This window comes from Paracoccus sp. S-4012 (assembly GCF_009674885.1).
Classification (GTDB): domain Bacteria; phylum Pseudomonadota; class Alphaproteobacteria; order Rhodobacterales; family Rhodobacteraceae; genus Paracoccus.
The window spans coordinates 1-2,450 of the sequence record NZ_WKKA01000040.1; the positions used below are offsets into that span (position 1 = coordinate 1).

At 68.8% G+C, this 2,450-nt stretch carries 2 protein-coding genes and 1 pseudogene; 1 reads left to right on the forward strand and 2 read right to left on the reverse strand.

Annotated features, from left to right (window positions below; all coding sequences use genetic code 11):
• Positions 1-641 precede the first annotated feature (641 nt).
• Together GI374_RS19600 and GI374_RS20000 are read right to left on the reverse strand one after the other, a co-directional pair.
• A complete protein-coding gene (locus GI374_RS19600; RefSeq protein ID WP_195759993.1) occupies positions 642-1,100 on the reverse strand; it encodes a transposase in 459 nt (152 codons plus the stop codon).
• Positions 1,031-1,471, reverse strand: a complete 441-nt coding sequence (locus GI374_RS20000; RefSeq protein WP_154338494.1) for a transposase — start codon at positions 1,469-1,471, stop codon at positions 1,031-1,033. Before GI374_RS20000 ends, GI374_RS19600 begins: the two co-directional genes overlap by 70 nt.
• A 260-nt stretch (positions 1,472-1,731) precedes the next feature.
• Here GI374_RS20000 and GI374_RS18675 point away from each other — a divergent pair.
• A pseudogene (locus GI374_RS18675) lies at positions 1,732-2,450 on the forward strand (IS5 family transposase); the annotation flags it as partial.

Genomic DNA, 2,450 nt, shown 5'->3' on the forward strand with positions numbered 1-2,450 from the left:
ACCGAGCGGCGCAGCGGCTCGTGGCGCGACGCTACCAGATCGTGCGCATCGAACGCGGGTCAGGAACGAGGTGCATGCGATCTTGGCGCCGCCCCTCATAGCCGGATCAGCAAGATCGGCCGCAGCCCCGCGCACGCCCTGCTGGTCGAGGCGGCCGGGGCGGCAGCGAAGGCGCCGAGGCCTCTGCACGCCTTCTTCGTGCGCATCCGCCCCAAGCGAGGGCATCAGGTCGCCGCAGTTGCGCTGGCGCGCAAGCTGACGGTGCTCTGCTGGAATTTGCTGACGAAGGAGCAGGACTATCTCTGGGCGCCCGGCTCTGGCCGCCAGGAAAGCGCGCGACATCGAGCTCCGGGCCGGGCTGCCACAGAAGAAGGGCACCGGCGCGGCCCAGCCCACGCTTACAACGGGAAGGAGTTGCGAGCGCAAGGAAGCCGCAGCCACGCGCAGGCCGACCCACGAGCAATTCGGCGCGCGCTGGAAACGACGACCGCCGAAGGTGTCGGCCGAGGCCTCTGGCCCGACGCGACGCTCCGGGTAGCGACGCCATCGTTCGAGTGTTCGATGCGCTCGGCCCCGACCGGTCCAAACCGGCGCCGCCGGCCGCGCGCTGCGCTGCGCCGTTGGCTTCGCGCGCGGCCCCTTCAACGATTTCGAGCGGTGCGCAGGCGCCTCAAGCCGGCAAGGCAAGGTTCGGCGGCCCGACGACGCTTGCAGCCGATGCGCCGCGTGCGCCAGCAGGTTGCGGTGCTGTGAACCGTGCAGCGCTGGACGGGGGCGCCGGGCCAGAGCGCCGCCTCGAGCCCGGGCGCGCCGTCGACGATGACGAACTCGGGCGCGTTCAGGCCGCGCCGGGTCATGTCCGCGAGGAAGGCGGCCCAGGCGGCGGTGCTCTCGCCGTCCATGCTCCTGAGCGCCAGCAGCACCTTCTGGCCGTTTCGACGCACCCCGCCCGCCACCAGCAGGGAATGGCGCCGGCCTGCGGTCGATCTTCGTTCGGACCGTGCCGTCCAGGATGAGCCGGATGATGTCCTCACCTGGAGGTCGCGGCCGTTCCAGCCCTCCCAGTCGGTCCGAACCTTGCGCCAGGTGCGGCTGACCACATCCTTGCCACGGCGCCCTCGAACAGCGTTGCCAAGGCACGGCGCACTCTCCGGGTGTTCGTTCCGGCCAGGTAGGCGCCGGCGATCAGCGCCTCGGCCCGCTTCGTCAGCCGCTGGTAGCGGCGCAGCGCCTGCGAGCGCCATTCCGCCGTCTCGCCATTCTCGCACACGAGCCGTGCCCGCCGCACGCGCACCGTCTTGGCGCCGAATGTGCCGATCACCTGCCGGTCGCGGTAGCCGTTGCGCCAGCCGAGCATGGCCTCGTCGGCGCGCTCATAGCGGCCCCGGCCGCGCACTTCGTCTTCCAGCGGATCGCGCCAACCCGCACCGAGAAGTGGTGACGGCGTCGGTGTCGTCGTAGTCTCATCCATGGCGTGGTCTCCACGGTGGCGCCAACCGCCGCTCAGGGTTGGGTCAATGCCCGGAGACTACGCCAGCCCCGAAACTCCACCACGTTCGCGAAAGCACCCACCGCCCTGTCCTTCACGGACTTGCGGCCAGTGCCGTTGCCGCGGTTAGCCTAGGAGTCGTACTCAATAGGGGAATTCCAGTTTTTGGTGTGAGGTGATTCATTTCTGCATGTTGGCGGGAGGGTTTCATGGCGCGATACGATCTGAGCGACGCGGAGTGGATGCTTGTCGAGCCGTTGCTGCCGAAACCGGGCCAGGGCAAGCCTCGGGTCGACGACCGGCGGGTTGTGAACGGGATTTTTCATGTGCTCCGCACCGGGGCGCCGTGGCGCGACCTGCCGGAGCGGTACGGCCCCTACACGACGGTCTACAACCGGTTCAATCGTTGGGCCAAGCGCGCGATCTGGTTGACGGTTTTCGAGGAACTGGCGCGACGCTCGCCGCAGTCGCTGCAGTTGATCGACAGTTCCATCGTCCGCGCCCATCAGCACGCCGCCGGCGGAGAAAAGGGGGCGAGGATCACGCCATTGGCCGTTCTCGTGGCGGACTGAGCACCAAGATCCATGCCGTCGTCGGTCAGGACGGCTTGCCGGTCTGCCTGCACATCACGCCCGGGCAGGCTTCCGACAAGACGGCGGCCCCGCTCCTGCTGGACGCGCTGCCACCCGGACCTGTCGTCGCCGACCGCGGTTACGACAGCCTTGCCCTGGTCGAGCGGGTGGCGGCCCGGGGTGGTCAGGCGCATATCCCGACCCAAAGCCGGGTGCGCCTCCAGCGCACCGTCTCACCCGATCTCTACCGACGCCGCAACCTGATCGAGCGCTTCTTCTGCAAACTCAAGCAGTTCCGCCGCATCGCCACGCGCTTCGAAAAGCACGCAACCAACTTCCTTGCCGCCGTCGCCCTCGCCTCCGCAAGGATTTGGCTGCGCGCAATTGAG

Excerpts from the sequence above, each read along its gene's own strand:
- GI374_RS20000 (WP_154338494.1), bottom strand. The coding sequence starts at position 1,471 with ATGGATGAGACTACGACGACACCGACGCCGTCACCACTTCTCGGTGCG.